Raw genomic sequence first — 25,621 nt, forward strand, 5'->3', positions numbered from 1 at the left:
ATGCCGTCAGCCCGCCGCGAGTGCGGGAACCGGTCGGGTCGCCGCCGCCTCAGCCTCGGCGCGTTCGGCGTCGATCTCAGCGGCCTTCTCTTCGATCAGGCCGACGAGATGATCGACCAGCTGCTCGTCCTTGATCTTGTGATCGGGCAGGCCGGCCACATAGACCATGTGCGTACCCCTGCCGCCGCCGGTGATGCCGATGTCGGTCTCGCGTGCCTCGCCCGGTCCGTTCACGACGCAGCCGATCACCGAAACGGTCATCGGCGTCGTGATGTGCTCCAGCCGCTTCTCCAGAAGCTCCACCGTGTTGATCACCTGGAACTGCTGCCGCGCGCAGGATGGGCAGGAGATGATGTTGACGCCGCGGTGACGCAGGTTCAGCGACTTCAGGATGTCGAAGCCGACCTTCACCTCCTCGACCGGATCCGCCGAGAGCGACACCCGGATCGTGTCGCCGATGCCGGACCAGAGCAGCATGCCCATGCCGATCGACGACTTGACCGTACCGGTGCGGAGGCCCCCCGCCTCGGTGATGCCGAGATGCAGCGGGTAATCACACGCCTCGGCGAGTTGCTGGTAGGCGGCCACCGCCAGGAACACGTCCGAAGCCTTCACGCTGATCTTGAACTCGCGGAAGTCGTTGTCTTCGAGAATGCGCGCGTGGCGGAGCGCACTCTCGACCATCGCCTCGGGACAAGGCTCGCCATAGCGCTCCAGGAGGTCGCGCTCCAGGCTGCCGGCGTTCACGCCGATACGCATCGAACAGCCGTAATCCTTCGCCGCCTTCACGACCTCCCGCACGCGCGCATCCGACCCGATGTTGCCGGGATTGATGCGCAGGCATGCGGCTCCCGCTTCGGCGGCTTCGATGGCGCGCTTGTAGTGGAAATGGATGTCGGCGACGACCGGTACCGTCACCTCCGCAACGATCTCCTTCAGGGCCGCCGTGGACTCCTCGTCGGGACAGGAGACGCGGACGATATCGACGCCCGCCATCTCCGCCTGCCGGATCTGCCGTATCGTCCCCGCGGCGTCCGCCGTCAGAGTGTTCGTCATCGTCTGGACGCTGATCGGCGCATCACCGCCGACGGCAACCTTGCCGACCATGATCTTGCGGCTGATGCGGCGGTCGATATCCCGGTACGGCCGGTGGCTCATGCCATCCTCGTGCGCGCGGCTTCGGTGTCGACGCCTATATAGCGGCACGGCCACCGATTCTGAAGGTGCGAAGGGGCGGTTGCCGCCTCAATTCCGCGTTGCTGTCCCGGACAGCAGCCGCGGCCCCTCGAGCGGGATCTCGCGGATGACCGCGCCCCGTGCCCCAAGCTTGGGCGTGACCTCGCCGCCGACGGTCACGTCCAGGCCGCCCGCGTTGCCCGTGGTGAGGCGCAGGCCGGCGCGCTGGGGCACCTCATAGCTGTCGCCCGCCTTCATCAGCTTGGCGTGGACGACTTCGCCCGTCTCGGCACGCACCTCGATCCAGCTCGCCTCCGCGGCCCGGAGCACGACCGGACCCGTCGCGACGCTAGGCATCTGCGCCCATGCGACGCCGGGACTCGCACTGGACGGGCTGGGAGTGCCCGGGCTTGCAACCTCGACAGGATTCGGCTGCCGCATGACCGGCATCCAGGACGAGCCTTCGGCGATCCGATCGGGGCGCACGACCGCGCCGGATCCAGCCATGACGGACCTAGTCGCCTGCGCGACCTCGGTGCCCCGCGGCTCGATCGTCACGGCCGGTACCGTCGCATACTGGCCGGGAGACACCGATCCTGCCGAGGCATGGCGGGTGTCGCCGGGTGCGCCGGACGGATCCTGAACCGATGGACTTGGGGCGGGTCTGCTCGGGTCCGGGCGCGCGCGCGGGAGCGGCGGTCCCGAGGGCACGGGGGCGTTCGCGACCGTCGTCGCCGGGGCGGACACCTCGTTCAGCGGGACGGGCCGCCAGACGCCGAGCACCTGATCCGCAGGTGCCGTTGCGACCGCCAGGGTCCGAGCCGCCGACTGATCGGAAGGCGGCACGAACTCGCTTCGCCCGCCGAGGCCCGGCGCCAGATCGGCGACCCGCCGCTCCGTCGCCGGTGGCGAATCGTCCTGTGCGATCTCGATCGGCGCGACCGGGACGCGGTCACCGTGCGCCCAGTGCTGAGCGGTCTGCATATACCAGACGACATAGACGGCGAGCGCCGCGCAGACGCTTACCGCGACGAGTGCACCGCCGGGTACGCGACGCTCCGTTGCAGGCTCCGGAAACAGGAGAACCGGACGGGCGGCGAGTTCGAGCGCTTCCTTCTTGAAACGCTCGACGGCCGCACGCGCGTCCATGCCGAGATAGTCCGCATAGGAGCGCACGAAGCCGATCGCATAGATTCGCGCCGGCAGCGCCTTATGCCGCGCAGTCTCGATGGACTCGATGTGGCGCGGCGGAATCCGAATCGCGGCGGCCACGTCGTCAAGATCCAGCCCGAGGGCCTCGCGACGGCGCCGCAGTTCGGCTCCTATGCACGCGGAAGCGGCACCGGCCGCCACCGCGGTGGGCGGGTGTTCCACCCACAGCCTAAGTCTGTGTGCCCTCGGCTTCGACATCCCGACTCATTGCTGGAGGACGCGGCGCGGCGACTGCCGACAGCGCCCGCGGTATTAGAGTATCCTAACCGACGATCGGCCCGTGTTTTTACCCGTGACTCCGTCAACGTTCAACGAGGGAAACCGGTCGGGGCATCATCAGACCGTTACGGCATGATCATTGGCGTAGGCGCGGATCTTGTCCCGTACCGAGTGGTCGGGCAAGGACAGCAGAGTTTGCATGTAGGTGGCGAGCGGCCGCAAGCGAAGGCTGCGGATCATCAGCTTGATCGCACCGACCGCCGGTGGCGGCATCGACAGCGAACGGAAGCCGAGGCCGACCAGCGCCATCGCCTCCAACGGCGTGCCCGCCATCTCGCCGCAGAAAGTAACGGGCGTCCCGCCCGTGTCGCAGCCGGCGACGATGAAGCGCAGGAAGGACAGGACGGCGGGCGAGAGCACGTCGTAGCGGTTTGAGAGGCGCGGATTCTGCCGGTCGGCGGCGAGCAGGAACTGAACGAGGTCGTTGCTGCCGACCGAGAGAAAATCGACCCGCCGGCACAGCGCCGGAAGCTGCCAGGCAAGCGACGGGACCTCGATCATCGCGCCCATCATCACCCGGGTCGGCATCGGCCCGCCGATGCGCTGCTCCCGCCGGCTCTCGACATCGAAGATCGCGCGGGCCCGCTCCAGCTCCGCCACCTCGGTCACCATCGGGAACAGCACACGCAACTCGCGGCCGGCCGAGGCGCGGATCAGTGCGCGCAGCTGCTGATGCAGCAGGAACGGGCGGTCGAGCGACAGGCGCAACGCACGCCAGCCGAGTGCAGGATTGGCGTCCCGCCCAGCGCGCCAGTAGGGCAGCAGCTTGTCGCCGCCGATGTCGAGCGTGCGGAACACCACGGGCTTATCGCCTGCCAGCTCAATGATGCGCCGATAGAGTTCAGTCTGGTCGGTCACGTCCGGGAAGCGGTCGCGCACCATGAACGGCACTTCGGTGCGATAGAGGCCGATCCCGGCCGCACCGCTGGTGGACACATGCTCGGCGTCGATCTGCAGGCCGGCGTTGATGTGCAGCGCCACCTCGATCCCGTCGAGGCTGATCGCTGGCTCGTCGCGGATGGCGGCGTAGCGCGCCTTCTGCATCTCGCGCAGCCGGACGCTCTCGACGAAGACGGCCTGCACGTCCTCTCCGGGGCGGATCAGGACCTGACCGTTGTTGCCGTCGACGATGATCGGGTCGCCAGGCTGCACCGCGCCAAGCGCGTCCTCGACCGCCCCGATCATCGGGATGTCGAGAGCTCGGGCGACCACCGCCACATGCGCGGTCGGCGTGCCCTCCTCCAGCACGACCGCCGCGATCCGCTCCCGCGGATAATCCAGGAATTCCGCCGGGCCCATCGAGCGGGCGAACAATACCGCGCCCTGCGGCAACTCCGTCGGCGGCGCGCCGTTGGGATCGCCGGCGGCTAGATGCTGAAGCAGGCGGTTGCTCAGGTCGTCGAGGTCGTGCAGCCGTTCGCGTATATAGGGGTCGCGGATCTGCCGCATGCGCGCACGCATGTCGTCCTGGACGCGCCGAACCGACGCCTCCGCCGTCAGGCCGTTGTGCATCGCCTCGCGGATCCGCTCCAGCCAGCCGCGGTCCTGGGCGATCATCAGGTACGAGTCGAGGACGTCGCGATGCTCGCCGGTCGCCGCTAGGTCCGGTGCTGCAAACATGCTGTCGAGGCTGCTATACATCTCCCGTAGTGCCGCATCGAGACGGATCTCCTCTTCGGCAGGATTCTCCGCGACCATCCGGCGGATCGAGATCCGCGGCTCGTGCAGGAACGCCGTCCCCAGTGCCACACCCCCTCCGAGGATCGTGCCGGTCAGGCGCACAGGGCGCGCGGTCGCCTCAGCGATCGCCGCCGTCTCCTGCCACCGCGGCAAGTCGCCCGAAGCGGCAACCTCGGCGAGAACCATCGCCACTGTCTGCAGCGCCTCGACCTCGTCCTCGGTATAGTTGCGCCGGCTGCGGTTCTGGACCGCGAGCACGCCGAGCAGGCGCCCGCCACGCAGGATCGGCACGCCCATCAGGGAGTGGTAGATCTCTTCGCCCGTCTCCGGCCGGTAGGCAAACTGCGGATGCGACTGGGCATCCGCCAGCGCCAGCGGCTGTGCCTGCTCGCCGATCAGGCCAATCAGGCCCTCGCCCAGCGCCAGCCGCGTAACATGCACGGCGTCGGGCTTCAGGCCCTGGGTGGCATAGAGGACGAGCATCCTGCCGCTGCGGCGCAGATAGACCGAACAGACCTCGGCCACCATTTCCGCGGCGATCACCCTGACGACCTTGTCGAGCCGGTCCTGGGACGGGCCGCCGTCGGCCATCACGTCGCGCACGCGCCGGAGGAGCCGTCGCGAGGCCTCCCAGCTTTCGTGCACGGCGGACATCAGCCGTCGTCCATGTCGCGGGCCCGCGCCGCCAGCACCGCCGCGGCTTGATCCGCCAGTTCCTCCAGGATCTCCGCCACGGTCTGCTCGCACCGCACCATGCCGACGCTCTGGCCCGCCATCAGCGAGCCGCGCTCGACGTCGCCGTCGATCACCGCCCGCCGCAGGGCGCCCGCCCAATAGTGCTCGATTTCGAGCTGGGCCGCGCGCTGGTCCATCTCGCCGGCGCGAAAGCGGCCGATGACCTCGTGCTGGAACTCGGTGAAGAGACGCGTCCCGTCATTGTTCAGGGCCCGCACCGGAATGACCGGGAAGCGCGGGTCGACCTGGACCGTCGGCATGGCGTCGCGCGCCTCGGCACGGATGAATGCCTGCTTGAAGCGCGGATGCGCTATCGATTCGCGAGCGCAGACGAAGCGGGTGCCGAGTTGGCAGCCCGAGGCACCCATCTCCAGGAAGGCCACCATCGCCTCGCCACGGCCGATGCCGCCGGCGACGAAGACCGGGATCTCGCGGATGACGGGCAGGATCTCCTGGGCGAGCACCGCGGTCGAGACCGGGCCGATGTGGCCGCCCGCCTCCGCCCCCTCAATGACCAGAGCATCGGCGCCGTCGCGCATCAGCTTGCGCGCCAGGACCAGGGCCGGCGCAAAGCACACCAGCTTGGCGCCGTGGCTCTTCACCTGACGCATCGCGTTGCGCGGCGGCACCCCGCCCGCCAGCACCACATGCGTGACGCCCAGGTCGCCACAGACGTCGATCAGCTCCAGGAGCTGCGGGTGCATGGTGATCAGGTTGACGCCGAACGGCCGGTCGGTCAGCGCCTGCGTTCCCTGGATCTCCAGTCGCAGGCGCGCCGGGTCCATTGAGCCGCACGCGATCACGCCGAATCCGCCAGCGTTGGAGATTGCCGCGACGAGGTTGCGCTCCGACACCCAGGTCATGCCGCCGCCCATTACGGCATAGCGGGACCCCAGGAACGCGCAGCCTCGTCTTTCCAGCTTCTCGAGTTTCGCCCGTCCGCTCAGGGCCGCCATCAGGACAGAACCATCATGCGGCATCCAGACCATAGGCGGTGTGCAGCGTGCGCAATGCGAGTTCGATGTACTCCTCGGCAATCAGCACGCTGATCTTGATCTCCGAGGTCGAGATCACCTGGATGTTGATGCCGCGCTCGGCGAGCGCTTCAAACATCCGATTGGCGATGCCCGCGTGGCTGCGCATGCCGACGCCGATCACCGAGATCTTCACGACGTTCGGGTCGGGCAGGATGCGGTCGAACTTCAGTTCATCGCGCTTCTGCTCGAGCAGCGCCACCGTCTTGTCCAGGTCCGCCTTCGTCACCGTGAAGGTTATGTCGGTCGCGGCACCGTCGGGTGAGACGTTCTGCACGATCATGTCGACGTTGATCTCGGCCGCCGCCAGCGGGCCGAAGATCGCCGAGGCGACGCCCGGACGGTCCGCCACCCGCGTCAGCGTGACCTTCGCTTCGTCGCGGCTGTAGGCGATGCCGCTGACCAGTTCCTGTTCCACGATTTCGTCCTCGTCTACGACCAGAGTGCCGGGTCGGTCGTCGAAACTCGACAATACCTGAACGCGCACTCGATGTTTCATCGCCATCGCGACCGACCGGGTCTGAAGGACCTTGGCCCCCTGGGAGGCCATCTCCAGCATTTCCTCGTACGTCACCTTGTCGAGCTTGCGCGCCTTCGTGACGATGCGCGGGTCGCAGGTATAGACCCCGTCCACATCGGTATAGATGTCGCAGCGCTCCGCTCCCAGCGCCGCGGCCAGCGCCACGGCGCTGGTGTCCGAGCCGCCGCGGCCGAGCGTGGTGATCCGCCCGTCCGGCGCCACGCCCTGGAATCCGGCGACGACGCAGACCTGCCCGTCGTCGAGGCGCTTCCGCATGTCCTCGGTTTCGATCGCCTCGATCCGCGCGCGGCCGTGCATGCCGTCGGTTCGCAGCGGGATCTGCCAGCCGAGGAACGACCGCGCCGGAATGCCGATCTGCTGCAGCGCCAGGGCGAGAAGGCCGCTGGTCACCTGTTCGCCGGAGGCGACGATCACGTCGTATTCGCGCGCGTCGTGCAGCGGCGCGGTATCCCGCACCCACTCGACCAGCTGGTTCGTGACGCCGGCCATCGCGGAGACCACGACGGCAACCCGGCTGCCGGCATCGACCTCGCGTTTGACCCGCAACGCGACGTTGCGGATGCGCTCGACGTTGGCGACGGACGTGCCGCCGAATTTCTGCACGATCAGGGCCATGTATACAGTCGGCCCGGCGAAGGGCCTCCCCCGACGCGCGCCGCCACGGCGGTGGGCGGAAGCAGCGTCTCATCTGTGTTGCGGTTGTCGCCGGAAGGCGGCCGTAACATATTCGGTCGACCTATGGGCAGCAAGTCCGCGTGGCCCGACGGCCGCGCGTTCCTGCGCCGACGTGGAGCCAAGGATGCAGATGCCGGCAGCGGCCCCCCCGACCACCACGACCACCGTCGACCCCGCCGAGACGGCACGCTTCGGCGCCATCGCGGCCGAGGTCTGGGACCCTCACGGCAAGTTCCGCCCGCTGCATCAGCTCAATCCCGCACGCCTGCAATTTCTGCGCGACCGTCTGACCGAACATTTCGGCCACGGTAAGGCGGCGACGCGGCCACTCGACGGTCTCAGCGTCGTCGACGTCGGCTGCGGCGGTGGAATCCTGACCGAGCCGCTCGCACGCCTCGGCGCGACCGTCGTCGGCATCGACGCCGCGGCGGAGAACGTCGCCGTAGCGGCGGCGCACGCGGCAGAGGCCGGGCTCGACATCGACTATCGGTGCACCACGGCCGAGGCCCTCGCCGCGACGGGCGCCCGGTTCGACGCGGTCATCGCCATGGAGATCGTCGAGCACGTTTCCGATGTCGGCCTGTTCCTGGGCGCGACGGCGGCGCTCGTGCGGCCGGGCGGCACCTTCGCCATCGCGACGCTGAACCGGACCGTCAAGTCGCTGCTGCTGGCGAAGATCGGTGCCGAATACATCCTGCGCTGGCTGCCTGCCGGCACGCACGACTGGCGCCGCTTCCTCAAGCCTTCGGAAATCGCCGTCCATCTGCGCCGCAGCGGGCTGACGGTCCGCGACGCGACCGGCGTGGTCTACAGCCCGCTGACCGACGAGTGGCTTCTGTCGAAGGACCTGGACGTCAACTACATGATGTTCGCAGCCAAGCCGCCGGTCTGACGGTCGGCCGCCGCCTCAGCCGCGCAGCGTCTCCCGCGTGGCGCGCGGGTCGAGGGCGTCCTGCAGGCCGTCGCCCAGAAAATTAAAGGCGATGACCGTGGCGAAGATCGCCAGCCCCGGATAGACCGCCAGCATCGGCGCCTCCCAGACCAGTTCCTGAGCATTGGTCAGCATGTTGCCCCAGCTCGGCAGCGGCGGCTGGATGCCGAGGCCGAGGAAGCTCAGGACCGATTCGAACAGGATGATGTTGCCGACCGAAAGTGTCGTCGCCACGACGATCGGCGACACCACCGCGGGCAGGATGTGGACCGCCATCAGCCGCAGCGGCCCCGCTCCCAGCGCCCGCGCCGCGCGTACGAATTCCTGCTCGCGCACCGCGAGCGCGGAACCGCGCACCAGCCGCGCCACGGTCGTCCAGCCGAACAGCGAGACGATCACCACGATCCGATAGAGGCTGATCTCGGGCGATTGGGCCAGCGCCGGCGACATGCCGAGCTTGGTGAGGTCGACAGCGGCGAGGACGATCAGCAGCGGCAGCAGCGGCAGCGAGATGACGCCGTCGGTGAAGCGCATCAGCAGCGTGTCCAGCCTGCCGCCGTAGAAACCGGCCGCCAAGCCGATGACGGTCCCGAAGACCGCGCTGGTCAGCGCCGCCGCCAGCCCGACGAACAGAGAGACCCGCCCGCCCTGGAGCAGACGCGCCAGCACGTCGCGGCCGAGATCGTCGGTGCCCAACGGATGCGCCGCGGACGGCTGGCCGAACCGCAGCAGAAGGTCGACCGCCTCGCCGTCGACGCCACGCCACGCGGCGATCCAGGGCGCACCCAGCGCCAGTAAGGCCAATAGGATCAGCAGAGCGGCACTCGCCAGCGCCAGCCGGTGGGCTCGGAAGCGCCGCCATGCCAGGGCACCCGGACTGACGGAGACGGGCATGGCCGCCGGCACGCTCACCGGACCGCCTCGCCGGTGAAGCTGATGCGCGGATCGAGCGCGGCATAGGCGACGTCGGCGCCGAAATTGGCCAGCATCGTCACCAGCGTCGCAAACAGCAGCCCGACCAGCGCCAGATTGTAGTCGTTGCTCATGACGGCGTCGTAGAGCAGCTTTCCCATTCCCGGCCAGCCGAACATGATCTCGGTGATCAGGGCACCGGAGAACAGCGCTCCCGCGTCGAGCGCCAGGATCGTCACCACCGGGACCATCGCGTTGCGCAGCGCGTGCCGCAGCACGAGCCGCCCGCCGGACATGCCCTTGGCCCGGGCGGTGCGGATGAAGTCGTGGCGCAGCGTCTCGCGCATCGACGCGCGGACGTAACGCGTGATGCCGCCGGCGCGCAGCAGTGCCAGCGCGGCCACCGGCAGCACCAGGTGCCGGATCCGGTCGAGGATGCCGATGTCCGCGTCGAGCGGCACCGCGCTGGCCGGCAGCCAGCCGAGGCTGACCGCGAACAGCATGATCAGCAGCAGCGCCAGCCAGAAGGGCGGCACGGAGATCCCGGCGAAGCAGAGGAAGTTCACCGCATAGTCGGCGGCCGAGTATGGCCGCAGCGCCGCCCAGATGCCGACGGGCAGCGCGATGGCGACGGCGATCGCGAAGCTGGCCCCCATCAGCAGCAGCGTGTTGGCCAGCGGCTGACCGATCACCTCCAGCACCGGCCGTGCATAGAGGCGCGAGTAACCGAAGTCGCCCTGCACAGCGCTGACGAGCCAGGCGAGGTAGCGCTCGTGGATCGGCCGGTCGAGCCCGTGGAGCGCCTTGAGGCGCGCCGCATCCTCCGCCGTGAGGTTCGGGTCGCCGCTGATCATCAGGTCGACAGGGTCGCCCGGCATCAAGCCGAGCAGCAGATAGATCGCCGCAGACATGAGCAGCAGGACGATCACGACCTGGAAGAGGCGGCTCGCGAGGAAGCGGATCATCCGCCGCCTGCCGCCGCGAGCCCCCGCACCGTGCCGCCGCCTACTTGTTCATCAGCAGGTGGATGAGCGCCGACGTGTCCCAGCGCCCGCCGCCACGCTCCTGCACATGGGCGTAGAACTGGTCGACCAGTGCCGTCACCGGAAGACGTGCGCCGTTGCTCTTCGCCTCCTCCAGGCAGATACCCAGGTCCTTGCGCATCCAGTTCACGGCGAAGCCGAAGTCGAACTTGCCCTCGATCATCGTCCGGCCGCGGTTCTCCATCTGCCAGGACTGCGCCGCCCCCTTGGAGATGACGTCGAGCACCTTGTTGCAGTCGAGGCCGGCCTTCATGCCAAAGTTCATGCCCTCGGACAGCGCCTGGACCAATCCGGCGATGCAAATCTGGTTGACCATCTTGGTCAGCTGCCCGGCGCCCGGCTCGCCCATCAGCGTCACCGCGCGGCCGTAGCAGCGCATCGCCGCCTCCGCGCGGTCGAATGCCGCCTGATCGCCGCCGCACATCACGGTCAGCGCCCCGTTCTCGGCACCGGCCTGTCCGCCGGAGACCGGCGCATCGATGCAGTGCACGCCCTTTTCCTTGCCGGCGGCATGCAGTTCGCGCGCGAGATCGGCCGAGGCGGTCGTGTGGTCTACAAAGACCGCATCCTTGGCGATGCCCGCGAAGATCCCAGCGTCGCCATAGACGACGCTGCGCACGTCGTCGTCGTTGCCGACGCAGGAGAAGACGATATCCGCGCCCTTCGCCGCTTCAGCCGGGGTCTTCATCGCCTTGCCGCCGTGCTTGCCGGCCCATTCCTCGGCTTTGGCGAAGGTGCGGTTGTAGACGCTGACCTCATGTCCCGCCTTGGCGAGGTGCCCCGCCATGGGAAAGCCCATGACGCCCAGGCCGACGAACGCAACCCTGCTTGTAGCCATTTCTCTGTCCTTCTTCCTCGGAACGGCCGGGATGATAGACGGCGGCCATGCGGCGGTTCAACGCCGCGGGGTGGCTCAAGCCGACTTTCGCGTCTCGCCGAGGGCCGGCTGGACTAACTCGCGGTCCAACAGGTCCCACAGTGCGGGATCGGTCGCGACGACGATGCCCGGATCGCGGGCGGCCGGCCGGTAAGGGGTGCCGTCGAAACGCATGACGTGTCCGCCTGCCTCGGCGTGCAGCAGGCAGCCGGCGGCGTGGTCCCAGGGATTGAGGCGGGTATAGACACCGAAATGCATCCCGCCCTGCAGCCGCGCCAGATACTCCTGGCCGACGCAACGCGGATTGAACACCTGCCCCAGCCGACCGCGGCCGCCGGACCACAGGCCGCGATAGACCTCGCTGAAGCGGAAGGGACGACCGTAGACGGCCCCGTTGAGCTTGCGCAGATCGTCGGGGCGGCCGACGCGCACGCGGTGGCCGTCGATCCAGGCCCCCTCGCCCTCCAAGGCCGTCGCCATGCGCCCGTTCAACGGATCGTGGATCCAGCCGGCCTTCACGCGTCCCTTGACCACCAGCGCCACGATCACGGCGAAGATGGGGAGCCCGGCGGAGAAGTTGCCGGTACCGTCGAGCGGATCGACCACCCAGACGGGATCGTCCCGTTCGAGCATCGACAGCAGGCCGGCATCCTTCGCGACGGCCTCCTCGCCGAGGACGACCGAGCCGGGCAGCAGGTCGGGCAGCGCTGCGCCGAACCGCTTCTCCGAGGCCAGATCCGCCACGGTGACGAGATCGCCGGGCGACTTCTCGACGACGTCGCCGGTGCCGAGACGCGCGAAGCGCGGCACGATCTCCTCGGCGGCGACCTCCCGGACCAGCGCCTCGACCTTATGGGCATCGAAATTCATCAGGTGTCGGCCTCGGGTCAGTGCAGCGCGTCGGCGAAGCGACGCTCAAAGCGCGCCCGGTCGGCCGGCTCCAGGCCGACGGCGATATTGGCGGTTTCGCCCTCGTCCCTGCGATCGAGCACGTTGCCGTTCTCGTAAAGCCACGCGATGGCGGCGCCGTTGCTGGCGTCGACGGCGAAGCGCACGACCTCCTCGGAGCGCGAAATGCGCCGGTCGATGGCGGCGAGCAGGTCGCCCTCGCCCTCGCCCGTCAGCGCGGAAACGACGACCGACGCATCGGCGCGGACCGCTTGCTGGGCGATGCGGTCGCGTTCCTCCACATCGAGCAGATCGACCTTGTTCAGCACCTCGATCAGCCGCGAATCCTCGGCGGTGATGCCGAGCTCCGCCAGGACCTTGCGCACGTCGCTATTCTGCAGGTCGCTCTCGGGGTCGGCGATATCGCGCACGTGAAGGATAACGTCCGCCTCGAGAACCTCTTCGAGCGTCGCGCGGAAGGCCGCGACGAGTTGGGTCGGAAGTTCCGAGATGAAACCGACCGTATCCGACAGGATGACGTGGCGGCGCGACGGCAGCTTGACCACACGCATCGTGGGGTCGAGGGTCGCGAACAACTGGTCACGCGCCACGACGTGCGCCGCGGTGAGGCGGTTGAACAGCGTCGACTTGCCCGCATTGGTGTAGCCGACCAGCGCCACCACCGGATACGGCACACGCTTGCGGGCCTCCCGGTGCAGGCTGCGGGTGCGCTTCACGTCCTCCAGGTCGCGTTCAAGACGGACGATCCGCTCGTCGATCCGCCGCCGATCGAGTTCCAGCTGCGATTCGCCGGGGCCACCAAGGAAGCCGGCACCGCCGCGCTGGCGCTCCAGATGGGTCCAGGACCGCACCAGCCGCGTGCGCTGATAGTTCAGCGCGGCGAGGTCTACCTGAAGGCGGCCCTCCCGCGTTCGCGCGCGGGCGCCGAAGATCTCCAGGATAAGACCTGTCCGGTCGATGACCTTGCAGTTCCAGGCCTTTTCGAGATTGCGCTGCTGGACCGGCGACAGGGTCGTGTCGACGATCGCGATCCCGGCCTCGCTCTCCTCGATCTCGGCCTTCAACTCCGCGACGATGCCCTCGCCGAGGAAGGTGGCTGGATTGATACGCGACACCCGCACGATGCGGGTGTGCACGATGTCGAGGTCGATCGCTCCAGCGAGGCCGATGGCCTCCTCAAGCCCGGCCTGCGCGGAGCGTCCTCGACCACGCTTGAGCGTCGTCTCGGGGTGAACGATCAGTGCGCGGCCGGTCTCGCCGGCCGCAGAACCCGGTGTGCTTTCGGTCAATCGGCCGCCACTTCGTCGTCCGCCGGCTCGAACAGGCTGATCGGTCCGCCCGGCATCACCGTGGAAATGGCGTGCTTGTAGACCAGTTGGGAATGCCCGTCGCGCCGCAGGAGGACAGAGAAATTATCGAACCAGGTGATCATGCCCTGCAGCTTGACGCCATTGATCAGGAAGATAGTGACCGGCGTCTTCTGCTTGCGGACATGGTTCAGGAACACATCCTGAAGATTCTGTGACTTTTGCGAACTCATGTCGCAGTCCTTTTCTTTGTTGTGTCTACCAGGACCGCGTCCGACCGACGCACATAAGTGGCCAGACCCCTTGCGGGAATGCGCCCCCGGATCGAACGCTATATGGATGCCCGCCGGCGACGGGCAAGGGCGGCAATCTGCCCCAGCCGTTCCACCGTCACGTCCGCAGCGAGGCCCTCGGGAAGCGGCGTCGGGTTGGCACCCCGATGCCGGATGAGGATCGCCGTGCAGCCGGCGTTGCGGGCCGTCTGCATGTCCGTGGCGGAGTCGCCGACGAACCATATCGAGCTCGCCGCTGCATGCCCCGTGCCATTCAGGACGAGGTGCACCGGGTCGGCGGCGGGCTTGTCCTGGGCGGCGTCGTTGGCGCCGACCACGCCGCCGAAATAGCCGCCCCAGCCCAGATGCGCCACTTCCTTGCGCAGATAGTCGCCGCGCTTGTTGCTGACCACGCCCATCCAGATGTCGGCGGCCCGCAGGGCATCCAGCGTCTCGACCACCTCCGGCAGGAGTTCGAGGCCAACGAGATGGTGCTTCTCGAACTGCGCGTAAAAATGGTCGCGCGCCGCCTCCCATTCGTCGCCGAACAGGATGGGGAAGCTGTCGCGCTGTGATTTGCTGACCCGCTCCATCACCTCCTGCATCGACCAGGGCTCGCGGCCCCAGGCGACGAGGGTGTCGTTGAGCGCCAGTCGGATCACCGGCCAGTTGTCGATCAGCGTGCCGTCCCAGTCGAAAAGGATCGCGCGCGGTGCCGCGATCGCATCGCTCAACGGCTGGCTCCCGCACCTTCCATGTGGGCGAGATAGGCCTGCAGCAGCGTCCGGGCGATGGTGCCCGGCTTGCCGTTGCCGATCACCGCATCGTCGATCTGCACGATCGGCAGCACGTAGGAGGTGGCGCTGGTGATGAACGCCTCTCGCGCCTGCTTCGCCTCCTCCGCGGTGAAGGGCCGCTCGACGAAGTCGATGCCTTCGCGCTTCACGAGGTCCATGACCGAGGCGCGGGTGATGCCGCTCAGGATCTCGTTGCCCGTCGGGCGCGTGACGAGCTGCCCCTCGCGCGTCACGATCCAGGCGTTGGTCGACGAGCCCTCGGTGACGTTGCCCTGCGCGTCGACCATCCAGGCTTCGTAGGCGCCGGAGGTGCGCGCATGCTGCTTGGCCAGCACGTTCGGCAGCAGTCCCACCGTCTTGATGTCGCAGCGGCCCCAGCGGATGTCGGGAACCGTCACCGCCTTCTTGCCGGTCTCCAGCACGGAGAGGTCTGGCGGCGGCTTGCGCGACGCGGTCATCACCAGCGCCGGAACGGAGACCTTCGGGAACGGATGATCACGGCGCGCCACGCCACGCGTCACCTGCATGTAGACGATGCCCTGGCGGATGCCGTTGCGGCGGAGCAGTTCGCGTATCACCGCCATCAGCGCCCGCCGGCTCATCGGCTGGTCGATGCGGAGTTCGCGCAGAGACCGGTCGAGCCGGTCGAGGTGCGGGTCGGCGTCGACCAGCATCCCCTTGTGGACGGCGATCACCTCGTAGACGCCGTCGGCGAATTGATAGCCGCGATCCTCGATATGGACCTGGGCACGGTCGTGCGGGACGTAGCGACCGTTGACGTAAGCAATGCGCCCCATGGGTCGGTCGGGCCTCCAAAAACGGTTAGAAATATTCCAGGCGGACGGCGAACATCTTCTCGACCTTCTTCACCACGGCCTCGGTCGAGAAGACGATCACGCGGTCGTTCGCGCGCACCACGCCGCTGCCGCGCGGGATCACCACCTCGCCGTCGCGCACGATGGCGCCGACGATGGCGCCCTGGGGCAACTTCAGGTCACGGATCGGCATGCCGACGATCCCGGAGGTCTCCATCGCCTCGACCTCCAGCACCTCGCCGAAGCCGTCGCCGATGGTATGCACGGCGCGTACCCGTCCGCGCCGGACATGCTGCAGGATCGTGGAGACGGTGATGGCCCGCGGATTCACCACCGCGTCGATGTCGAGCACCGAGAAGAGCGAATTGTAGGTCTGCTTGTTGATCAAGGCGACCGTCCGCTGACAGCCGTAGCGCTTTGCCAGCAGCGACACGAGAATGTTGGTCTCGTCGTCGTCGGTCAGCGCGATCAGCGTCTCGGTCTTGCGAACGTTCGCCTCTTCCAGGATCTCCGGGTCGAGCGCGTCGCCGTGCAGCACCATGGTACGGGTGAGCGACTGCGCGATCTGTTCGGCGCGCTCGCGGTCACGTTCGATGATCTTGGTCGATACCGACGGCGTGCGCGCCTCCAGGAGACCCGCCAAGCAGAGGCCGATATTGCCGCCGCCGACGATCACGATGCGCTGGGCTTCGCGCTCCTCGTGGCCGAACGCCGCCATGGCGCGCATCATGTGCTTGGTGTCGGCGACGAAGTAGACCTCGTCCTTGACCAGCATCTGGTCGTCGCCGTGCGGCACGAACTGCGTGTCGCCGCGCATGATCGCGACGACGTTGATGTTCAGGTCCGGAAACAGCGCCGTCAGCTGGCGCAGCGGCGTGTTGATGATCGGACAGTCCTCGCCCAGCCGCACCCCGATCAGCCGCACCTTGTCCCCGGCGAGCGGGATCATCTCCGATGCTCCCGGCAGCAGCAAGCGCCGCGCCACCGCCTTCGCCACCTCCAGCTCCGGCGAAATGATGACGTCGATGGGCATGTGGTCGGCGCTGAACAGCGCCATGTAGTCCTCGCGCAGATAGATCTGCTGCCGCACGCGCGCGACCTTGGTGGGCACGTTGAACAGCGAGTGGGCCACCTGACAGGCGACCATGTTCACCTCGTCGGAGTAGGTCGCCGCGATGATCATGTCGGCGTCGCTGGCGCCCGCCTGCTCCAGTACGTTCGGAAAGGAGGCGAAACCCACCATCGCCTTCACGTCGAGGGTGTCGCTGATCTTCTGGATCAGCTCCGGTGAAGAATCGATGACCGTGACGTCGTTCGCCTCGGCGGCAAGGTGGCGGGCGATGTTGCTGCCCACTTGGCCGGCCCCGCAGATGATGACCTTCATCGTCGGGCGGTCCGGCCGTCTGTCCGGTCATCCATCATCCGCGCTCCCCCGAGACCTGGACCCCCAGCGATTTCAGCTTTCGGTGGAGCGCAGACCGCTCCATGCCGATGAAGGTCGCCGTGCGTGAGATGTTGCCGCCGAAGCGGTTGACCTGCGCCAGCAGGTATTCGCGCTCGAAGACCTCGCGCGCGTCGCGCAGTGGCATGGTCATCATCTGCTCGCCCTTGTCCATGCGCAGCACGGTCGGGGCGATCGCGCTGATGTCCGGCGGCAGCATGTCCGATCGGATCGGATCCCGCACCTCGCCCGGCGCCATGATCAGCAGCCAATCCATCACATTGCGCAACTGGCGCACGTTGCCCGGCCACTCGTAGCTCTGCAGGGTCGCCAGCGCGTCCTCGCCGATCTCCCTGGCCGGCAGGCCGGCCATCTCCGCGGCGACCTTCAGGAAATGCTTAGAGAGCAGCGGGATGTCCTCGCGCCGCTGGCGCAGCGGCGGCACCGTGATCGGCACGACGTTCAGGCGGTAATAGAGGTCCTCGCGGAAATTCCCCTGCCCCATCGCCTGGACCAAGTCTCGGTTCGACGAGGCGATGACGCGGACGTCGACCTCGACCCGCTGGGTGCCGCCGACGCGCAGGAAGCTCTGCTCCTGCAGCACGCGGACGATCTTGCCCTGGGTCTGCAGCGGCATGTCGGCCACCTCGTCCAGGAACATTGTGCCACCGTGCGCCTGCTCGAGCACGCCAATCCGGCGCGGCGTGTCCGGTCCGTTCGACCCCGGCTCGGTGCCGAACAGCTCGGTCTCCATCCGATCCGGGCTCATCGTGGCGCAGTTCAGCACCACGAACGGTCCTTCAGCGCGGCGCGACCGCGCGTGCAGCAGCCGGGCCACCACTTCCTTGCCGGCGCCGGGAGGGCCGGCGATGAACACCCGGCTGCCGGTCGGCGCGACCCGCTCGATCGCCTGGCGCACCGCGTTGATGGCCGGAGAGATGCCGATCAGCTCGCCCTGCCCGCCGGCGCGCAGACGCAGCTCGGCGTTCTCGCGCCGCAGCTGCGCCGCCTCGATCGCCCTTTCCACCACGAGGATGAGCCGGTCGGCCTTGAACGGCTTCTCGATGAAGTCGTAGGCACCTTCCTGGATCGCCGCCACGGCGGTCTCGATGTTGCCATGGCCGCTGATCATGACGACGGGCACCAGCGGGTGCTCCTCGCGCAGGATCTTCAGCAGGTCGATGCCGTCATACTCGCTGCCCTCCAGCCAGACGTCGAGAATTACGAGGTTGGGCTGGCGCGCGCGCATTGCCGCCAGGGCGCTCGCCGCGTCTCCGGCTGCGCGCGTCTGATAGCCCTCGTCGCTCAGGATGCCGCCGATCAGCATCCGGATGTCGGCTTCGTCGTCGACGATCAGAATGTCACGCGCCATAGGCCTTCTTACCGCTCTGCCTGCCTTCTGTCGGAGGCTCGCCATCGGAAGCGGACGGGGCACCGACCGCGATCTCCTCTAGAAGAGGTAGGGCGATCACTGCGCGCGCGCCACGTTCCTCGCGATCTTCGAGTACGAGCTCGCCGCCGTGCTCCTCCATGATCTTCTTAGCGATGGCCAATCCCAGTCCTGTGCCCTTGCTGCGCGTCGTGACGTAGGGCTCCGTCAGACGGTCCTTAAGCGCGGTCGGCAGGCCGACGCCGTTGTCCTCGACGAGGATCATCGCACGCCCGTCCTCTTCCTGCATCCGGAGGCCGATCCACCCGCGCCCCTCGATGCTGCCGGCCGCCCTGGCGGCCTCGATCGCATCGGCAGCGTTCTGCAACAGGTTGGTGAGCACTTGATTGATCTGCCGGCGGTCGCAGCTGGCCAACACGCCGTGCTCGGGCAACACGACGCCGAAGTCGATGTCCGAATGGGCTTGCCGTTGCAGGAACACGGCCTTGCGGCAGATGTCCGCCAGGTCTTCGGGCGCCATGACCGGTGTCGGCAGCCGGGCGAAGGAGGAGAATTCGTCCACCATCTGCCGCAGGTCGTCCACCTGCCGCACGATCGTGTCGGTACACTGCTGAAATGTCTCGGGGTCGTTGGTGATCTGCGGGAGATAGCGTCGGCGCAGGCGTTCGGCGGCGAGTTGGATCGGCGTCAGTGGGTTCTTGATCTCGTGCGCGATGCGCCGGGCGATGTCCGCCCACGCCGCCTTCCGTTGTGCCGCCAGCAGGGCGGTGATGTCCGTGAAGGTGACCACGAAGCCGCCGAGATCGCCGCCGGCGACCTCCGCGGTGACCCGCACCAGCAGGGTGCGCGCCCGGCCCTGCACCGTAATCGTCACCTGCGACTCGACCAGCCGCGCCGGACGGCGACGCGACTCGTCTAGCGCATCGGCCATTTGCGGCACAATCTCGCGCAGCGGCTGGCCGACGAAGGCGTCAAGGTCGATCCCGAGCAGCTCCGAGCCGGTCCGGTTCGGCAGGTTAAGGCAGCCCTCGGCATCGAGCCCGATGACGCCTGAGGCTACGCCCGCAAGCACCGCCTCGGTGAAGCGGCGGCGCTCGTCGAGCTGCCGGTTGGCCTCGATCAGTTCGTCGCGCTGCGCCTCCAGCTGGCCCGTCATCCGATTGAACGCACGGCTGAGCACGTCGAGCTCGTCTCCGGTGCCGGGCGTCGGCACCCGGACCCCGACGTCCCCTGCGCGTATTCGCTCCGCCGCCCCCACCAGCCGTCCGATCGGCTTCGCCAGGCCGGAAGCGAAATTGAAGCCGAACCAGACCGCCGCGAGCAGGAAGAGCAGCGCCACCATCGCATAGAGCAGCGCGAAATTGATCTCGATCTGCGACCGCCGCCCCTCGAGCGTCTCGTAGGCCGAGACCGCCGCGCGCACCTGTTCGAGGTGGTTCAGGACGCGGCGTTCGACGAACCGACCGACATAAAGGAACAGGTCGTCGAACACCTCCAGCTTCACCAGCGCGCGCAAGCGGTCATCGTCGTCGCTGGTAAGAATCGGCACGCCGCCGCGTCGCGCCTCGTCGAGCGCCCAGTCCGGTACGGGCTCGAACTCCAGGCCGAACGTCAGTCCGGCACGCGCTAGGACGCGGCCGTCGCGGTCGAACAGCACCGCCTCGGTCAGGCCCCGCACCCGCGCCTGCCCCTCCAGGAATCGTTGCATGCGCGGCAGGTTCGCGAGCAGCAGCGGGCCCTCGCGGTTGAAGTCGTTGGCCATCGCGAGGACGTCGCCGATGATCGTCTGCCGATGTTCGGACAGATAGGCTTCGGCGACCGCGATCGACTCGCTCAGGGCGGTGCGTACCCGGTCGCTGAACCAGCCCTGCAGCCCGAAATGGAAGAAGAGGACAGAGAAGCTGGCGATCACGATCGTCGGCACGATGGCCACGACGCTGAACAGCATCACAAGCCGAACGTGCAGCCTCGAGCCGGCGAGCTGACGGCGCTGGTTGGCGATCAGCAGCACGACCCGATACGCGATCACCGCGCCGAGGAGCAGCAGGACGATCAGGTCGAATAGCAGCAGGCCGAGCACGTTCGGCGTGGTCGGCCGCATCACCGGGACACGCCCGGTCATCACCGCATAGGTCAGGAAGCCGCTGAGAATGGCGAGGATCGCCAGACCCACCGCGAGCGTTCGTCCCACCGCAGGCCGCCGCATGACGCGGACGAGCCGGGTAGCATGACGGCGGAGCCAGTCCACCCGAGCCGAATCCATCAACCAGCCGATCGGCGTGCGCCGCAGGCTGCCCGCACGGCGTTCCTGCGACGCGCCCTGAGTGCGCCGCGGGCTATTTTAGACCGCGAATCACCGGGATATCCAGTTCGCGTATCTTCTTGCGCAGGGTGTTGCGGTTCAGCCCGAGCAGCTGCGCCGCCCGGATCTGATTTCCGCGGGTCGCGCCCAGGGTCAGCGTAATCAGCGGACGCTCCAGCTCTTGAAGAATGCGGTCGTAGAGGCCGGCCGGGGGGAGTGCTCCGTCGTGCGCGTGGAAATAGTCCCGCAGGTGCCTCTCGATCGCCTCGGACAGGGATTCGCCCGAGCGCGGCGCCGACTCCATCGGCGTGGATTCGGCCGGAACGGTGTCGGCGAGTTCCTTCTCGATGATGTCGACGCCGATCACCTCCTCCGAATAGAGGGCGGCCAGACGCCGGACCAGATTCTCCAGTTCCCGCACGTTGCCAGACCAGCGATGGGACCGCACCCGCTCCATGGCCGCGGCATCCAGGCTCTTCGCCGGCAGGCCGGCAAGCGACGTCTGCGCGAAGAAGTGCCGCGCCAGATCCGGGATGTCGTCGGTGCGCTCGCGCAACGGCGGCAGGCGAATCGGCACGACATTCAGTCGGTAGAACAGATCCTCGCGGAAGGTGCCCTGGCGGATGAGCTGGCGCAGGTCGCGATGGGTGGCCGCGATGATGCGCACGTTCGCTTTGATCGCGGTGCGGCCACCGACAGTCGTATATTCGCCCTGCTGGAGCACGCGGAGGAGGCGCGTCTGCGCCTCGAGCGGCATGTCGCCGATCTCGTCGAGGAACAGCGTGCCGCCCTCCGCCTGCTCAAACCGGCCTGGCGCCCGCGCCGAAGCGCCTGTGAAGGCGCCCTTCTCGTGCCCGAACAGGTCGCTCTCGATCAGATCGCGCGGGATCGCCGCCATGTTGACGGCGACGAACGGACCGTTACGGCGGCGGCCGTACTGGTGCAGCGCGCGTGCCACCAGTTCCTTGCCGGTGCCCGATTCGCCGACGATCATGACGGTGAGGTCGGTGTTCATCAGCCGCGCGAGAACCCGGTAGATCTCCTGCATCGCCGGCGACCGGCCGATGAGCGGCAGCTGCTCGTCGATCTCGCTCGCCGCTTCCTGAACCGGGCTGGACCGCGGCTCGGTCAGCGCCCGCGTGACGATGCTGGAGAGTTCCTTCAGGTCGAAGGGCTTCGGCAGATACTCGAAGGCACCACGCTCGGTCGCCTTTACCGCCGTCATCAGCGTGCTGTGCGCGCTCATCACGATGACGCGCAGCTCCGGCCGCAGCTTGCGGATGCGCGGCACGAGGTCCAGGCCGTTCTCGTCAGGCATCACCACGTCGGTGATGACCAGGTCGCCCTGCCCGTCGGAGACCCAGCGCCAGAGAGTACTCGCATTCCCGGTCGCGCGGACGTCGTGGCCGAGGCGCCCCAGCGCCTGGCTCAGGACCGTCCGGATGCCCCGGTCGTCGTCCGCCACCAGAATGGTCGCGTTAGACATCGCTGCTGTTCTCCTCAGTGGCACACATGGGCAACATCACCCGGAAGACGGTGCGGCGGGGCTCGCTCTCGAACTCGATGACCCCTCCATGCTCGTCGACGATCTTCGCGACGAGCGCCAAGCCGAGGCCGTGACCGCCAGCCTTGGTCGTGACGAACGGATCGAACAGATGCTGGCCGAGATCCTCGGGGATGCCCGATCCGTTGTCCTGGATGCTCACCATCAGCGGCAGGGCGACCTTCTCGCCCGTGCTGCGAACCGCGAGCCGTACGCCGTGCCTATATGCCGTGGAAATGACGATTTCGCCGTTCTCTTCGGGCACCGCCTCGGCGGCGTTCTTGATGAGGTTGAGGAAGACCTGGACCAGCTGGTCGCGGTCGCCGAGCACCGGCGGCAACGAGGGGTCGTAGTGCTCCGCGAAGCGGACGTGCCGCGCGACGCCGCTCTTCGCCAGCCGGCGCACATGATCGAGGACCTCGTGGATGTTCACCGGCCCGCGCACAATTGGGCGCTGCTCGGCGAAGATGTCCATCCGGTCGACCAGCGCACAGATCCGGTCGGCCTCGTCGCAGATCAGGCGCGTCAGTTCCCGGTCGTTGTCGTCGCAATTCTCCTCGACCAGTTGCGCCGCGCCGCGTATGCCGGCGAGCGGGTTCTTCACCTCGTGCGCCAGGACCGCGGCCATGCCGGCGACCGATCGCGCGGCATTGCGGTGGATCAGCTGCTGGTCGATCTTCTGGGCAATGGAGGGTTGGTGGATGGTCAGCAGCACACCGCCGCCGCCATCGGCCAAAGGACCGGCGTGAACGGTCGCCCCGGCGACGGCGAAGCGCGGCGATTCCAGCGCGACGCCGTACTCCGTCAGACTGTAGCCGCCTTCCCGGACCTGGTGGACGAGCCCGACAAGCGGATGCGAGCGGCTGAGCAGCTGGCCGAGTTCCTGCCCCCAGAGATTCTCGATACTGGCCTGAAAGAGCTGTTCGGCAGATGCATTGGCGTAGCGGATCCGGCTGCCGTCGTCGAGCAGTAGCACGGCGTCGGGAAGTGCGTTCAGGATCGCGCCGACATCGACATCCGCACGGGCGACGGTCGCCGAGTTCGAAGTGCCGTCCGGCAAACCTTTCTCCTCCGGCGAGCCCATCACGCGTACTGGCACCGCATGTTTGTGCATAATTTGTCGGCACCACCATTGAATGACTATTCGATAGGCATTCTAGCCGGTCGGGCCTGCCCGTCAAGCTGAGCAAACATCATGCAACTCTGGTGCCGCCGCCTTCGCCAGAGTAGGTTCGCGCCGTTCCGTTACGAGAATCCCATGAAGCGCCGCATCGCTCTCGTCGTCGCCGCCGGACGCGGCACCCGTTTCGGCCGCGCATTGCCCAAGCAATATGCCGACCTCGCCGGTGCGCCGGTCATTCGGCGGGCAGTCCTCGCCTTCCTTCGACATCCGGGCGTCGCCGGGGTCCGCTGCGTGATTCATCCGGACGATGCCAGCGCCTATGAAGCGGCCGTCGGTGACCTCGGCCTGCCCCCTGCCGTTCACGGAGGGCCGACCCGCCAGGAGTCCGTGCGGCTCGGCTTGGAAGCACTCGCCGCCGAACCGCCGGACATGGTCCTGATCCACGACGGTGCGCGTCCGATGATCGACAGTAACGTGATCGACCGGACCGTCGCAGCGGCCGAAGCGCACGGTGCCGCCGTCGCCGCCCTGCGAGTCAACGACACGCTGAAGAGGGGCGACGCGATCGTCACCGCGACGGTGGACCGGAACGGCCTTTGGCGGGCGCAGACGCCGCAGGCCTTCGCGTTCGGGCCGATCCTCGCCGCCCATCACACCCATGCCGGCGCCGACCTGTCCGACGATGCCGCCGTGGCGGAACGGGCCGGAATCGCCGTGGCCCTCGCCGAGGGTGCGGAGGACAATCTTAAGATCACCAATCCCGAAGACCTCGACCGCGCGCGGCGCCTGCTCGATTGCCGCGCCCTCACGGTGCGGGTCGGACAGGGATTCGACGTCCATCGCTTCGGCCCAGGCGACATCGTCGTGATCGGCGGGATCGGCATCCCGCACGACGCGGGCCTCGTCGGTCATTCCGATGCCGATGTCGCGCTGCACGCCCTGACCGACGCCATCCTGGGCGGGCTCGCCGACGGCGACATCGGCAGCCATTTCCCGCCATCCGACCCGCGCTGGCGCGGCGCCGATTCGGCCATCTTTCTGCGCCACGCCGCGGCGCTCGTCCGCGGGCGCGGCGGTGCCATCGACCATGTCGACCTCACCATACTGTGCGAGCGTCCGAAGATCGGCCCGCACCGGCCGGCGATGACCGCGCGCATCGCCGAACTGCTGCAGATCCCGCCGTCGCGGGTCGGCGTGAAGGCGACCACCACCGAGGGCCTGGGCTTCACCGGGCGCGGCGAGGGGATCGCCGCCCAGGCGGTGGCGACACTGCGGCTGCCGCCGGAGGACTGAGGGCTCACTGACCGGCCTCTGGCCAGTCCCTGTCGACCCGCCCGGCGAAAAGCCGATAGTCTCGACCAGTCGCCCCCAACGGAGCCCCCCTATGACGCTCTTCCCCGATCACCTGACGGCGCTGTCGCGCGAGACGCTGGAGTCCTTCCGGCGAGCAGGCCTGCGTGCCACAGCGGCCGAATCCTGCACCGGGGGCCTGATCGCGGGCCTGCTCACAGAGATCGCCGGATCGTCGGACGTGGTCGGCCGTACCTTCGTCACCTATTCGAACGAGGCGAAGCAGCAGGTGCTGGGCGTGCCGGCGTCGGTGCTGGAGGCGAAGGGCGCCGTCAGTGCCGAGACGGTGACTGCGATGGCCGAGGGCGCCCTACGCGCCTGCGGACGGGACGCCGACGTCGCGGTCGCCGTCAGCGGGGTCGCGGGGCCGGGCGGCGGCTCGCCGGAAAAGCCCGTCGGGACCGTTTATATCGCGGTCGCCAGCCGCGGCGGCATGACGAGCGCCGACCGGCACCAGTTCCCCGGCGACCGCACGGAGATCCGGCTCAGGACCGTCGAGGCCGCGCTCCGCATGATGGCCGAGCGCGTGTCCTCGAAACCAGCTTAAGTCGCCTGCGGCGGCACCGGCCGCGCCCGCTTCGCCGCCTGGACGGCGACCTCGAGCGCGGAGAGGAAGCGCGATCGATCCTGCCTCGAGAAGGAAGGCGGGCCGCCGGTCATCGTGCCCGCGTCGCGAAGATCGGCCTTCAGGTTGCGCATGGCGAGCGCCATGCCGATCGAAGCCTCGGTGAACGGCCGGCCCGACGGGCCGAGCACGCGCGCGCCCCTGTCGAGGCAGCGTTTCGCCAAGGGAATGTCCGTCGTCACGGCGATATCCTCGGGGCCGATCCGCTCCGCGATCCAATCGTCGGCGGCATCGGCGCCCTGGGCGACCACCACCTTACGCACCAGCGGATGATCAAGCCCGCGCTGCCAGCGGTCGGAGACATAGTGCGCGACGAGCGCATGGCGGGCGGCGACCTTTAGCACCTCCTCCTTCACGGGGCAGCCGTCGGCGTCGACGTAGATCTCGGTCATGGGCGGATTCGCAGCGTAATGAGCCCCGGAAAGACGAAGGGCCGCCCCATGGGACGGCCCTTCCATTGTCGTGTAGCGGTCCGCTAGGGCCGCGGGGGCCGCGTTCAGGCGACCCGGATCTCCGCGACAGAGGCGAGGATCCAGCTCCGAGCGACCGACGGCCGCGACACACAACGATGAGACACTGGATCACCTCCTTTCGGTTGTTGACGCCTAGTGGCAATTATGGAGGCGGTTCCATCGGTCGGCAAGTCTTTCAC

General features: G+C 68.0%; 22 protein-coding genes. 3 read left to right on the top strand and 19 right to left on the bottom strand.

The window, feature by feature from the left end; translation table 11 throughout:
* Positions 1-6 precede the first annotated feature (6 nt).
* The 5 genes from ispG to ABIE65_RS01120 form a co-directional block, all read right to left on the bottom strand.
* Positions 7-1,158, bottom strand: coding sequence for a flavodoxin-dependent (E)-4-hydroxy-3-methylbut-2-enyl-diphosphate synthase (ispG, locus tag ABIE65_RS01100; RefSeq protein ID WP_354074969.1), 1,152 nt, complete (start codon positions 1,156-1,158; stop codon positions 7-9).
* Between the two features lie 87 nt (positions 1,159-1,245).
* Positions 1,246-2,586: a RodZ domain-containing protein gene (locus ABIE65_RS01105; RefSeq protein ID WP_354074971.1), complete on the bottom strand. Its 1,341-nt coding sequence runs from the start codon at positions 2,584-2,586 to the stop codon at positions 1,246-1,248.
* Between the two features lie 138 nt (positions 2,587-2,724).
* Positions 2,725-5,001, bottom strand: a complete 2,277-nt coding sequence (gene ptsP, locus ABIE65_RS01110) for a phosphoenolpyruvate--protein phosphotransferase (RefSeq protein WP_354074972.1) — start codon at positions 4,999-5,001, stop codon at positions 2,725-2,727.
* Complete coding sequence (locus tag ABIE65_RS01115; RefSeq protein ID WP_354074973.1) at positions 5,001-6,038, bottom strand: NAD(P)H-dependent flavin oxidoreductase; 1,038 nt, start codon at positions 6,036-6,038, stop codon at positions 5,001-5,003. Before ABIE65_RS01115 ends, ptsP begins: the two co-directional genes overlap by 1 nt.
* A gap of 13 nt (positions 6,039-6,051) precedes the next feature.
* Positions 6,052-7,272: an aspartate kinase gene (locus ABIE65_RS01120; protein WP_354074974.1), complete on the bottom strand. Its 1,221-nt coding sequence runs from the start codon at positions 7,270-7,272 to the stop codon at positions 6,052-6,054.
* A 190-nt stretch (positions 7,273-7,462) separates the two neighbouring features.
* On the opposite strand from ABIE65_RS01120, the gene ubiG reads away from it, so the two are divergent.
* Positions 7,463-8,224, top strand: a complete 762-nt coding sequence (gene ubiG / locus ABIE65_RS01125; RefSeq protein ID WP_354075686.1) for a bifunctional 2-polyprenyl-6-hydroxyphenol methylase/3-demethylubiquinol 3-O-methyltransferase UbiG — start codon at positions 7,463-7,465, stop codon at positions 8,222-8,224.
* Between the two features lie 15 nt (positions 8,225-8,239).
* Here the strand turns inward: ubiG and ABIE65_RS01130 are convergent, their stop codons facing one another.
* The 13 genes from ABIE65_RS01130 to ABIE65_RS01190 all read right to left on the bottom strand — a co-directional run bounded on the left by ABIE65_RS01130 (position 8,240) and on the right by ABIE65_RS01190 (position 22,931).
* Positions 8,240-9,175, bottom strand: a complete 936-nt coding sequence (locus ABIE65_RS01130) for an ABC transporter permease (RefSeq protein ID WP_354074975.1) — start codon at positions 9,173-9,175, stop codon at positions 8,240-8,242.
* A complete protein-coding gene (locus tag ABIE65_RS01135) occupies positions 9,172-10,140 on the bottom strand; it encodes an ABC transporter permease (protein WP_354074976.1) in 969 nt (322 codons plus the stop codon). The genes ABIE65_RS01130 and ABIE65_RS01135 overlap by 4 nt, the downstream gene beginning before the upstream one ends.
* A 40-nt stretch (positions 10,141-10,180) precedes the next feature.
* Positions 10,181-11,056: an NAD(P)-dependent oxidoreductase gene (locus ABIE65_RS01140; RefSeq protein WP_354074977.1), complete on the bottom strand. Its 876-nt coding sequence runs from the start codon at positions 11,054-11,056 to the stop codon at positions 10,181-10,183.
* Positions 11,057-11,131: 75 nt separating this feature from the next.
* Positions 11,132-11,965 carry an inositol monophosphatase family protein gene (locus ABIE65_RS01145; RefSeq protein WP_354074978.1) on the bottom strand — a complete coding sequence of 278 codons (834 nt, stop codon included), beginning with the start codon at positions 11,963-11,965 and terminating at the stop codon, positions 11,132-11,134.
* Positions 11,966-11,982: 17 nt separating this feature from the next.
* Positions 11,983-13,293: a GTPase HflX gene (gene hflX / locus ABIE65_RS01150; RefSeq protein WP_502918488.1), complete on the bottom strand. Its 1,311-nt coding sequence runs from the start codon at positions 13,291-13,293 to the stop codon at positions 11,983-11,985.
* Complete coding sequence (gene hfq / locus ABIE65_RS01155) at positions 13,290-13,544, bottom strand: RNA chaperone Hfq (RefSeq protein WP_354074979.1); 255 nt, start codon at positions 13,542-13,544, stop codon at positions 13,290-13,292. The genes hflX and hfq overlap by 4 nt, the downstream gene beginning before the upstream one ends.
* Before the next feature lie 98 nt (positions 13,545-13,642).
* Positions 13,643-14,317 carry an HAD family hydrolase gene (locus ABIE65_RS01160; RefSeq protein ID WP_354074980.1) on the bottom strand — a complete coding sequence of 225 codons (675 nt, stop codon included), beginning with the start codon at positions 14,315-14,317 and terminating at the stop codon, positions 13,643-13,645.
* Positions 14,314-15,177 carry a D-amino-acid transaminase gene (locus ABIE65_RS01165; protein WP_354074982.1) on the bottom strand — a complete coding sequence of 288 codons (864 nt, stop codon included), beginning with the start codon at positions 15,175-15,177 and terminating at the stop codon, positions 14,314-14,316. Before ABIE65_RS01165 ends, ABIE65_RS01160 begins: the two co-directional genes overlap by 4 nt.
* Positions 15,178-15,202: 25 nt before the next feature.
* Positions 15,203-16,579, bottom strand: coding sequence for a Trk system potassium transporter TrkA (gene trkA, locus ABIE65_RS01170; protein ID WP_354074983.1), 1,377 nt, complete (start codon positions 16,577-16,579; stop codon positions 15,203-15,205).
* Positions 16,580-16,613: 34 nt separating this feature from the next.
* Positions 16,614-18,008, bottom strand: coding sequence for a nitrogen assimilation response regulator NtrX (gene ntrX, locus ABIE65_RS01175; RefSeq protein ID WP_354074984.1), 1,395 nt, complete (start codon positions 18,006-18,008; stop codon positions 16,614-16,616).
* Positions 17,998-20,217: a sensor histidine kinase NtrY-like gene (locus ABIE65_RS01180; RefSeq protein WP_354074986.1), complete on the bottom strand. Its 2,220-nt coding sequence runs from the start codon at positions 20,215-20,217 to the stop codon at positions 17,998-18,000. Before ABIE65_RS01180 ends, ntrX begins: the two co-directional genes overlap by 11 nt.
* 145 nt (positions 20,218-20,362) lie before the next feature.
* Entirely contained in the window at positions 20,363-21,814 is a 1,452-nt protein-coding gene (ntrC, locus tag ABIE65_RS01185; protein WP_354074988.1) for a nitrogen regulation protein NR(I), read from the bottom strand.
* A complete protein-coding gene (locus ABIE65_RS01190; protein ID WP_354074989.1) occupies positions 21,807-22,931 on the bottom strand; it encodes a two-component system sensor histidine kinase NtrB in 1,125 nt (374 codons plus the stop codon). The genes ntrC and ABIE65_RS01190 overlap by 8 nt, the downstream gene beginning before the upstream one ends.
* 198 nt (positions 22,932-23,129) lie before the next feature.
* Here ABIE65_RS01190 and ABIE65_RS01195 point away from each other — a divergent pair, with 198 nt between their 5' ends.
* Complete coding sequence (locus ABIE65_RS01195) at positions 23,130-24,287, top strand: bifunctional 2-C-methyl-D-erythritol 4-phosphate cytidylyltransferase/2-C-methyl-D-erythritol 2,4-cyclodiphosphate synthase (RefSeq protein WP_354074990.1); 1,158 nt, start codon at positions 23,130-23,132, stop codon at positions 24,285-24,287.
* A 91-nt stretch (positions 24,288-24,378) separates the two neighbouring features.
* The gene (locus ABIE65_RS01200) at positions 24,379-24,891 is read left to right on the top strand and encodes a CinA family protein (RefSeq protein ID WP_354074991.1); all 513 of its coding nucleotides are present in this window, start codon (positions 24,379-24,381) and stop codon (positions 24,889-24,891) included.
* Here the strand turns inward: ABIE65_RS01200 and ABIE65_RS01205 are convergent.
* The gene (locus ABIE65_RS01205) at positions 24,888-25,361 is read right to left on the bottom strand and encodes a YaiI/YqxD family protein (protein WP_354074992.1); all 474 of its coding nucleotides are present in this window, start codon (positions 25,359-25,361) and stop codon (positions 24,888-24,890) included. The genes ABIE65_RS01200 and ABIE65_RS01205 overlap by 4 nt on opposite strands.
* Between the last annotated feature and the right edge of the window lie 260 nt (positions 25,362-25,621).

The sequence above is a fragment of the Constrictibacter sp. MBR-5 genome (assembly GCF_040549485.1).
In the GTDB taxonomy this organism is placed as follows: Bacteria; Pseudomonadota; Alphaproteobacteria; order JAJUGE01; family JAJUGE01; genus Constrictibacter.

Bases quoted from the DNA above. Each gene is read 5' to 3' on its own strand.
- ABIE65_RS01105 (WP_354074971.1), bottom strand. From the start codon at position 2,586: ATGTCGAAGCCGAGGGCACACAGACTTAGGCTGTGGGTGGAACACCCG.
- ABIE65_RS01140 (WP_354074977.1), bottom strand. From the start codon at position 11,056: ATGGCTACAAGCAGGGTTGCGTTCGTCGGCCTGGGCGTCATGGGCTTT.
- ispG (WP_354074969.1), bottom strand. From the start codon at position 1,158: ATGAGCCACCGGCCGTACCGGGATATCGACCGCCGCATCAGCCGCAAG.
- ABIE65_RS01120 (WP_354074974.1), bottom strand. From the start codon at position 7,272: ATGGCCCTGATCGTGCAGAAATTCGGCGGCACGTCCGTCGCCAACGTC.
- ntrC (WP_354074988.1), bottom strand. From the start codon at position 21,814: ATGTCTAACGCGACCATTCTGGTGGCGGACGACGACCGGGGCATCCGG.
- ABIE65_RS01145 (WP_354074978.1), bottom strand. From the start codon at position 11,965: ATGAATTTCGATGCCCATAAGGTCGAGGCGCTGGTCCGGGAGGTCGCC.
- ntrX (WP_354074984.1), bottom strand. From the start codon at position 18,008: ATGGCGCGTGACATTCTGATCGTCGACGACGAAGCCGACATCCGGATG.
- ABIE65_RS01135 (WP_354074976.1), bottom strand. From the start codon at position 10,140: ATGATCCGCTTCCTCGCGAGCCGCCTCTTCCAGGTCGTGATCGTCCTG.
- ABIE65_RS01205 (WP_354074992.1), bottom strand. From the start codon at position 25,361: ATGACCGAGATCTACGTCGACGCCGACGGCTGCCCCGTGAAGGAGGAG.
- ABIE65_RS01200 (WP_354074991.1), top strand. From the start codon at position 24,379: ATGACGCTCTTCCCCGATCACCTGACGGCGCTGTCGCGCGAGACGCTG.
- ABIE65_RS01165 (WP_354074982.1), bottom strand. From the start codon at position 15,177: ATGGGGCGCATTGCTTACGTCAACGGTCGCTACGTCCCGCACGACCGT.
- trkA (WP_354074983.1), bottom strand. From the start codon at position 16,579: ATGAAGGTCATCATCTGCGGGGCCGGCCAAGTGGGCAGCAACATCGCC.
- hfq (WP_354074979.1), bottom strand. From the start codon at position 13,544: ATGAGTTCGCAAAAGTCACAGAATCTTCAGGATGTGTTCCTGAACCAT.
- ptsP (WP_354074972.1), bottom strand. From the start codon at position 5,001: ATGTCCGCCGTGCACGAAAGCTGGGAGGCCTCGCGACGGCTCCTCCGG.
- ubiG (WP_354075686.1), top strand. From the start codon at position 7,463: ATGCCGGCAGCGGCCCCCCCGACCACCACGACCACCGTCGACCCCGCC.
- ABIE65_RS01195 (WP_354074990.1), top strand. From the start codon at position 23,130: ATGAAGCGCCGCATCGCTCTCGTCGTCGCCGCCGGACGCGGCACCCGT.
- ABIE65_RS01115 (WP_354074973.1), bottom strand. From the start codon at position 6,038: ATGGCGGCCCTGAGCGGACGGGCGAAACTCGAGAAGCTGGAAAGACGA.